Raw genomic sequence first — 8115 nt, 5'->3', positions numbered from 1 at the left:
TTTTCACGTTTTTTGACCGGTTTTTACCGGTTTTTGTGCCCTTTTTCGCACTTTTTCCATCCATGTCATGTGCATACCTTTATGTGCATAACTTCCCGCGGACGCACGTAACCCTCCTTCGCCAAGGCTTCCACCTTCGCCCGTTGGGCTATGGCGGACAGGTCGGAGGGCAGGGTCGGTTTGGGCGGGGGAATCTCGCGCTCCTAAAGAAACAGTGTTTGAGGACCGGTGACTGGGTGACTGGGGGGACTGGGGGATTGGGGGGAACCCGCCGTCGCCGAGGCTTCCGCCGTCGCCGAGGCTACGGCGGACAAGACGGAGGGTCTCCGCTGCGCTCCGACAGGCGGGGGAATCCCGAGAGGTCGGGACAGGCTGCAGGATGGGGGGGACGGAAATGCCTGTCCCCGGGAATTCCGCAGAACTACAGCAACTCCGATGCGTTGGTGACTACCTTGTAATCAACGCCCAGGGCGTCAAAATGTTTTTTGCCGCAATCCACTTTGCGCGTTTCGTCCAGCCGCCATTCGCTACGGTCATGTGTGGACTTGGTTTCTCGCACCAGATAAAGCCTGCGGTTCTTTTCTCCGCCCGGTTGCTCCGTTTCCATAACGACGGCCCAGTCGGGATTGTACTTTCCCACGGGCGTTTCCACCGCGAACCATCCTGGCAATTTCATGTAAAACAGCACGTCTTTTCGTGCCTCCATTTCCTCGGCAAACTGGCGCTCGACTTCGGAATCACAAGGGACGAGGTCATAGAGCGTTTTGTCTTCTTGCGGATCGGCACGCCAGAAGTGTTCGCAGAATAGTTCAAGGAGCTTATCATCAAGTATCTGCCGCATTTCATACCACTCATTGATCTTTTCGTACTGGATACCGGCGACCAACTGCTCAAGAAGTTCCTGTTTAAGGAGGCGTACCGCTGCGGTGGCCCACTCGTGCGGATTCTCAAGGGCGGCACTTTGGTTTCGCGTCCGCCGAAAGACTTCCAGTAGCGTTCGGCGCGTCAGGCGGACCTGGGGGGAAGTGTGCTCCATCAGGTCGCCCATCACATCGAGAAGATTCGGCAAGGGGAATCGCCCCCTCAGGTGGCGCAGGGTTTTTGCCTGGCTGGTCAGCATGGCGCGGAATCCGCCAGTTTCTTCGTCCAGGTCCATTTCGGCGCGCTCAAGGACAAGTCGCGGGGGATTGATGGGTGTCCGATTGAGCGCGCGGACGACCTGGCCCAAAACGCGTTCCGTGTCGATGCGCACGGAGTAGCGGGTCTTTTGCCTGATGCATTCCCACAATTCCTTGAAATCCTGGCGCAGGTGCCGCTGTTTTCGGAGGTGCGCCCGGCCCGTCTTGGCTTTGCGCGGCGGAGGGGGAAGACCGAATTCCTTCGCCGCTTGCCGCCTTTGGGCGTCAGTAAGCAAGTTATAGGGTTTGCCGAATCGCGCCTCGATTTGCTGGCGATAGTCGTCCGTGATCTCGCGCTGAAGCGTTTCCACGTAAAGTCGGTAACTCTCGTTCGCCACGACCGTCAAAATGTTCACCTGTTCATCCTGAAGGCGGTCGCCGGCCTGGTTGACCGCGAGCCTTACGCCGCGTCCGATTTCCTGCCGCTTTTTCATCGGCGAGACAGTCTGGTTGAGGGTGCAAATCTGGAATATGTTCGGATTGTCCCACCCCTCCCGCAGGGCCGAATGCGAGAAAATGAAGGCCACCGGCTCGTCGAAACTGAGAAGGCGTTCCTTGTTCTTCATGATCAGGTCGTAGGCGGCCTCGTCCTGTTTGTTGTCGCCGCTTACGGAATCGACGAGTTCAACCTCTCCGCCGCGGTGCCTTTTCTCGGCGAAGTAGGCGGCCTGGACCTGGGCGGCGTCAAGACGGCCCCATGCGTCCTTGAACTCAGAGTTCGTCTTCAATTCGTCAAAAGCCTTGTCGAAGAGTTGGCGGATGACACCGTCTTCGGCCGCATAGTTCGCCACGCGGTCAATAAAGAAGAGGGAGAGAACCTTGATTTCGTGACGGCGGAGGCGCTGCTGTTTACGAAAGTGTTCTTCAATAGTCTGGCGGATTTGCGCCTCAAAAATGGCGTCGCGGTCAGCGCCGATCTCCTCGCCGATCCTCAACTCGACATTATTCGCGAACCGGACGAATCCCGCGCCCCGGTTGATCTCGTCCACGACAAAGGGCGCGTACTCGGCCCGGTTGGTCTTGGCCTGGAGGGAATCTCCGGGCTTTACGGTTATCCTGGCTTGAGCGACGGTGCCCTTTTTTGTAAGTCTGCGGACGCGCAGCCGGGCCGTGAGGCGCGTTTTCCTGGCCTGGATGTCTTCGAGAACGAGGTAGGGGAGGTTTTCCTGGCCCTCGGTTACGACCGAATCCACCTCGATCTTTTTGACAAGGCCCTGGCGATAGGCATCTGCGGGGGAAAGGCGATACACGATGTTATACGGCACACGGTGGGTGGCGCTATAGCGGAGGGCGAAGAGGGGATCGAGCGCGGCCAGGGCTGTGATGCTCTTTTCGCTTTCCATGTTTTGCGGCTCGTCGAGGATGAGGATCGGCCGCGCGGCCTGGATCAAGTGGATGGGTGTTTCGCCCTGAAGGCGGTCGGTGGATTGGCGGATGACGTTGGACGCCTTGTTGAAGGAGTCAATGGTCATCACCAGGATTTCGACGCTGCTTGTCTGGGCGAACTGCCTGACTTGCGAGAGGTTCGAGGAATCGTACACGTTGGGGCGGTACACGGGGTTGCCGTACAGGGCATTGAGGTGCTTCTTGGTGATTTGAAGGGTCTTCTGGACGCCCTCGCGGATGGCGACCGAAGGAACCACAATGATGAACTTGAGCATCCCATATCGCTTGTTGAGTTCGAGGATCGTGCGCAGGTAAACGTAGGTCTTTCCCGTGCCCGTCTCCATTTCGACGGAGAAATTGGGGAATCGGGCGGTCTTTGGGCCGGTAAGGGTTTCAATACCTTGCTCGATGCACTGAAGGGCTGCGTCGGGCCTGATGCCGTTGCGTGTCTGAACTTTTTCGAGGTTCGCGAGAAGGGCTCGCTCATCCAGGTCGAGGCGGTTGGGGATGGCCGAGACGCCGAAGAGCGGCCCGGCCGCAAAGTGCATGGCGGGTCCGAGTCGCGGCTGGCCGTCAAAGAGGTCCACCACGGCCTCGATGGCCCGGACCTGGAACTCCTGGTTGGGGTCGAACTTGAATTCCATCAGCCTGAGGTCTCCGCCGGCCCTTCCAACCCCTCGATCTGTTTCGGGAGTCGCTTTTGTTCGGAGATCAATCGCCGCTCGACCTTTTTGACGTCCTCGGCCGGGGGCAAGGCTTCGGGCACGATGCCGCGATCCACCAGGAGTTGGCGGACTTCGCGGTTGTTCCTGACATGCTCGTCGGTGATGCCGAACTCCGTGTGCAGGCCGTTGCGTTTGATATTGAAGTTGGTGATTTCGTTGGCGAAGTCCTTGGCCTTGATGGTGATGGTGGGCAGGAAGTCGGCCAGGGGGCGTCCTTTCGGGATGCGGAGTTTGCCCTTCATGTCCTGGGTGGTCCGGCCGCCGAAAAGGGCCGTATCGCCTTTGCTTCGGATGCGGGCGAAACTCTCGTTTTCTCGCAGGCGGTCGAAGATGATGCCGGAGAGTTCCTTCTCCGACTGCGTGAGCCTTCGGCGGGCGCTGACGCGTTCGGCCTCGGCCAGTCGCTTCTCGACGATCTCCTGTTTGCGGGTCTGGACGGCGAAATAGGTCTGGGCGAAGGCGATCTCTTCCTTGGCCGGATCGCCGTTTTGGGCAATGAGGTAGCAGGCGTAGCGGGTGAGGGCGATGTCCTCAATCTCGCGCTTAGCCCCTGAGCCGAGGTCCACCATTTTGCGCGCGCGCGCAAAATGGTCCTTGGGGTCGTAACCCGAGTTTTCGCAAGCGGTTATGGCCTTGTCGATGACCGCCGCGAACGTCCGCCACTGGTTGTAACCCAGGAGCATCTGGAGGTCGCGGGCGCACCAGAACTCCACGCCGCTTTCGGGGTGCTTACGGACCATATCCTCGAAACTGGTATGGAGGCGAACGACGATTTCCTTATCCATGTGCCTCTCCCCCCTTTTCAAATCGTCTTCAGGTTGCACTGAAGCGCCAGGTTTGCCGCCTGCTCGTCGGTAAGGGCCGAATCGCGGCAGATAAAGAGGTCGTCCTTTTTGAGGGCCAGGGCCTTGAGCGTTGCGGGCTTCAGCCGGTCGTCCAGGCAGATGCGGAAGGATTGGCCTTTGTCCGGGTTGGTGACAAGGTAAAGGGTATTGTCCTTTAGACCAGCGACCTTCTCGATCTTCGAGGTCAGGCTGTAGCCTTCCTTCAAGGCCACTTCGTAGAGGACGTTCACGGGCTTCCAGCCGGGCAAGAGCGGATCGGCGAACATCTCCATGGTTTCGGCGTACGCCGCGCCGTCCTTTTTCTCGACGCCCTTCCAGGGCCGGTAGTTGCTTTCAAGCAGTTTGAAGATTCTGAACCCGATGTCTTCTGGCTCCTCACGGTCTTTCAGGTCTAGCCCCCCCTTGGCGGCCTCGCGCATCTCCTTTACGACCCGCCGCATACGCTCCTTGCCAATCTCAGCAATGGTCTTGAATCCCATCCTACGACCACTTGATACTTCTGGGGTAGGCTCCGGCATCTGAACCATTATAACCCTGCGGCTTCCGCCATCTTCTTGGTTCAACTCCCACACGGCATGCGCGGTTGTGCAGGAACCGGCGAAAAAATCGAGCACAATGGAGTCTTCCTCGGAAGCGCCAATCTGAAGAAGGCGTTTCATAAGCGATACCGGCTTTGGAAAATCGAACGGACTCTTGCCGCCGAATAACTCCTTCAATGTTGCAGTACCTTCGGCCACTGTGCCCACATCTGTAAAGAGCGTTCGATGGGCCTTGTAGCGCGGGCCAGCCGTGCGGATCTTCTCGTATGCGACGTACGTGCCGTCGGCGCGGGGCTCGAACAAAACGTCGTTGTCCTCGACAAGTTTCGTCATTTTGGGCCTGCCCCACCGCCACCGTCCTTCACTCCCATCGTTGCGAAGCGGGTAAACATCCTCTTTGTTCGGGCCGGGGATCGGAAACCACATAGTTGGCCGGTCAGCACGAGCAGAACCGGCACCCCACTTGTTCAGTTCGCGCCCCTTGCGATAGGGCCCCTTTTCGTCCGTCAGGTCAAGCGGCTGCGCATCGGCAACCTGTCTGCCTACTGCACTTGGATCATTCTGCCGTGCATAAGCAAGGATGTACTCATGTTCTCCAACTACAGTACCTACGTTTCCACCCCCGCCCCTCTTCGACTGCCAGACGAATTGAGCAACGAAGTTCTCTTCCCCGAAGATATCGTTCATGAGCAATCTCAGGTCGTACGCCTCCCGGTCGTCAATGCTCACGAAGATGATTCCGTCATCATCCAGGAGTTGCTTGGCCATAAACAGGCGCGGGTACATCATGGACAGCCAGGCCGAGTGGTAGCGGCCGGAGGTCTCGGGGTTGCTGGTCAGGAGATTGCCTTCGGCATCCTTCTGGCCGGTCAGTTTCAAGTAGGTTTGAAGCGGGTCGCGAAAGTCGTCGGGGTAGATGAAGTCGTTGCCGGTGTTGTAGGGCGGGTCAATGTAGATCATCTTCACGCGGCCGGCGTAGGACTTGTAGAGGAGTTTGAGGACCTCCAGGTTTTCGCCCTCGATGAAGAGGTTTTGCGTGGCGTCCCAGTCCACGGACTCCTGGGTGCACGGCACCAGGGTGGCGCGGCTCGGAACCTGGAGAAGCCGCATCGCGTCGCGCTTCCCCGCCCACGTAAACGAGTATCGCTCCGGCCTGTCGTCCACCTCTTCGCCCAAGGCCTCGCGCAGCCTGTCAAAGTCAACCTTGCCTTCCGCGAAGGCCTCCGGCAGGAGGTCCCGTAGGCCGGCGAGTCGGTCGGCGGTGATGTCGGCAGAGTGCATGTTGACCTTCTGTTTTTTTTTCTTCTTGGAAGGCTTTCGTTTGTTTGGCATGAGTTGGCCCCAGGCTTCTCTTGGCAGGAGAAAATACCACGGCGAGAAGCATCGGGCAAGGGGAAAGGCGGCGGGGGGGACGGCGAACGTTCAACAGCCAACGTCCAACGTTCAACGTTCAGAGGAAGGGCGAGGGGAAGGGGGGGAGGGCAAAAGGAGAATGTCGAATATCGAACCCGTCTTCGTCCCGGCGCGGCGGGACTACGCCGTGGCAAGCGGCCCGTCCCGCCAGAGGCGGGTAAACTTCGTCTTCGACTTCCGGCTCTGTCAGGGACTACGCCGTGGCAAGCGGCCCGCCTTCGCCAGAGGCTTCGGCGGGTCTTCGCTGCGCTTCGACAGGCGGAATACCTTTTTTGATGGACAGTTTTGGGCGGAAGGGCTTATAATTGCCGCGGTTGCAGTGCCAATTGCGGCTGGGTTCGGCGCGAGCCTACTCCGCCGACCCGTCCTCCGCAGTATCCGTGCTACTGCTACGGAGGGCGGAAGCAGTCCCGACTTGTCGGGACTACGAAGGCCGGAAGTACGAGGCGGCAATGTGGACCCGATTAAGCGGCCGTCCGGGGAAAGGCGGGGCGGATGTCCACCCTGTTCGCATTCCTGGTAAGGGAACCGAAAGCCGGCCGGGTGAAGCCCGGCCTGGCGGCGGTCCTCGGTGCGCCTGCGGCCGCAAGGGTTTACCGTAGTTTTGTGATGGACTTGTGCGAGCGATTCTCGGGCCTGTCGGTCCGGAGCCGGGTGCTGGCCTATGCCCCGCGCGGCGCGCGGAAGTCGGTGGAGTTGCTGGCGTCGCGGCACTGGCGGGTGATGCAGCAGCAAGGTGCGACGCGGGGCCAGGTGCTGGCGAGCCTGTGCGAGTACGCCTTCCGGTCGGGGCATCAGCGGGTGGTGGTGCTGGTGACGGATTGCCCGACGGTTCCGGACTCGTTCGTCATCGAGGCGTTCGACCGGCTGCTGGTGGACGACGTGGTGCTCGGCCCGACGACGGAGGGCGGGGTGTACCTGGTGGGCCTCAGCCTGGAGAGGCCGGAACTTTTCCTCGGCTTCGACTGGGACGGAGACGGGGTGTTCGACGCCCTGGTGGACCGGGCGGAGGCGTTCGGCCTCGTCCTGGGCCTGGTGCCGCACTGGTACGACGTGGCGGACGCGGCGGGCCTGGAGCGGCTGGAGAGCCACCTGAGGGCGCTGGGGGTGGCGGGAAGCGAGGGGCTGCCGAAACGGACGGCGACGCTGCTCGCACGGTTGAGGCAAACGGAGTAAGGCGCGTGGCGGGGAAAGGGCGCAAGCCTGCGAGGGGCGGCACTGGCGGGTCCCGGTCCCGGCGCGCCGTGAGGACCGGCGGCACCCGCAGGGGATCTGCGGCAGACGAAACAGGGGGTCGGGGCATGGCGGGCGAATTCGAGGAAGAAGTGCGGAACTCGACGGTCCTCATCGCCGACGACAACCAGCAGAACGTGGAACTCCTGCAGGCGTACCTGGAGGAACTGGGGTGCCGGGTGGTGTCGGCGGCGGACGGGCAGGAGACGCTGAAGAAAGTGGCCTCGGAGAAGCCTGACCTGATACTTCTGGATATCATGATGCCCAAGATGAGCGGGTTCGAGATTTGCCGAAAACTGAAGGCGAGCCCCGCCACCGCGGGGATCCCGATCTGCATGGTGACGGCCCTGACGGAGGTGGGCGACATCGAGCGGGCGGTGGAGGCGGGGACAGACGATTTTCTCTCCAAACCGGTCAACCGTTGGGAACTGGTGACGCGCGTGCGGAGCCTGCTGAAGGTGCGGCACCTGCAAAACGAACTGGAGCGTACGCTGGCGTACCTGGAGGAAGTGGATTCGAGCCGGGGCGAAGGCGACGCCTAAAGTCGCTTCCCGCGGGGGTCCATGAGGCCGTCGGCTTCTCTTGATCCGAGCGACATGGGACACGCCAAACACCCTCCCCGTGGCGATGAGGTCCGTTCGTTTCTGCGGGACCGTCGCGGCGACCTTCGGCAATACGTTTCCGACCTGATCCGGGCGCGGACGGAGAACCCGCCGGGCGACGAACATCTGGCGGCGAAGATTCTCACGCAATTCTGCGAGGCCGAAGGCATCCCCTTCGAAACTTTCGAGAAGGA

General features: G+C 60.6%; 6 protein-coding genes. 3 read left to right on the top strand and 3 right to left on the bottom strand.

All coding sequences use genetic code 11. The annotated features are described in order from the left end of the window. Window positions 1-421: 421 nt before the first annotated feature. From NTX40_01160 to NTX40_01150, 3 genes are read right to left on the bottom strand one after another with little or no spacing between them, the layout of a single operon-like run. Complete coding sequence (locus tag NTX40_01160; protein MCX5647698.1) at window positions 422-3208, bottom strand: DEAD/DEAH box helicase family protein; 2787 nt, start codon at window positions 3206-3208, stop codon at window positions 422-424. After that, window positions 3208-4074: a DNA damage-inducible protein D gene (gene dinD / locus NTX40_01155; protein ID MCX5647697.1), complete on the bottom strand. Its 867-nt coding sequence runs from the start codon at window positions 4072-4074 to the stop codon at window positions 3208-3210. Before dinD ends, NTX40_01160 begins: the two co-directional genes overlap by 1 nt. A gap of 17 nt (window positions 4075-4091) precedes the next feature. Further along, the gene (locus NTX40_01150) at window positions 4092-5849 is read right to left on the bottom strand and encodes a site-specific DNA-methyltransferase (protein ID MCX5647696.1); all 1758 of its coding nucleotides are present in this window, start codon (window positions 5847-5849) and stop codon (window positions 4092-4094) included. Between the two features lie 732 nt (window positions 5850-6581). Here NTX40_01150 and NTX40_01145 point away from each other — a divergent pair. The 3 genes from NTX40_01145 to NTX40_01135 form a co-directional block, all read left to right on the top strand. Beyond that, window positions 6582-7262 (top strand): DUF2064 domain-containing protein, encoded by a 681-nt coding sequence (locus NTX40_01145; protein ID MCX5647695.1) that lies wholly within the window; start codon window positions 6582-6584, stop codon window positions 7260-7262. Between the two features lie 125 nt (window positions 7263-7387). Continuing rightward, the gene (locus tag NTX40_01140; GenBank protein MCX5647694.1) at window positions 7388-7861 is read left to right on the top strand and encodes a response regulator; all 474 of its coding nucleotides are present in this window, start codon (window positions 7388-7390) and stop codon (window positions 7859-7861) included. 54 nt (window positions 7862-7915) lie between these two features. Then, a partial coding sequence (locus NTX40_01135) for a hypothetical protein (GenBank protein ID MCX5647693.1) occupies window positions 7916-8115 on the top strand: 200 nt, incomplete at its 3' end.

It is taken from the genome of Planctomycetota bacterium (assembly GCA_026387035.1).
Lineage (GTDB): Bacteria > Planctomycetota > Phycisphaerae > FEN-1346 > FEN-1346 > JAPLMM01.
Note: the sequence above shows the minus strand (reverse complement) of the source record. Positions and strands in the feature narration are given on the sequence as shown.